At 43.3% G+C, this 501-nt stretch carries 1 protein-coding gene; it reads left to right on the top strand.

Translation table 11 applies throughout. The features are described 5' to 3' along the window. A partial coding sequence (locus ACS8FC_RS21295; protein ID WP_439298242.1) for an HAD family hydrolase occupies positions 1 to 483 on the top strand: 483 nt, incomplete at its 5' end. Positions 484 to 501: the final 18 nt, after the last annotated feature.

Genomic DNA, 501 nt, shown 5'->3' with positions numbered 1-501 from the left:
CATAAGTTCGACTCTGCCACTCATATCGCTTGGTCAGGTGAAAATGATCGCTTGCGTGAATTCAATGCTGTCACACCCAACTCTATTCTTGACCCTGAGTATTACAAGTCAAATACCGTCTATCAGTGCTCAGTATTTTTTAATAATCAACAAGAAAAAATGCAAGATATCGATTTTGCGCAGTATGATTTAAAACTGGTGCATTGGCATCAAATCGGTGCAGATATATTGCCAATAGAGGCATCAAAAGCACGCGGAATCAAAGATATCTGCGAGTACTATGCGGTAGATGTCAGCGAGTGCATGGCGTTTGGCGATGGCATGAATGACTTAGAAATGTTTGATTTGGTTGGGTTTGCCGTGGCGATGGGTGATGCGCAGCCTGATCTGATAGCGCGTGCTGATTTCGTCACTGGGACGATCGAAGAGTATGGCATACAGACAGTTCTTGAACCGTTCTACGCCACCTCGTCAACCAAATAAAAATCTTATTTGAGAATG

This window comes from Psychrobacter sp. 1Y4, assembly GCF_051847555.1.
The sequence above is the reverse complement of the archived record's forward strand: the minus strand, read 5'-3'. Positions and strand labels throughout refer to the sequence as shown.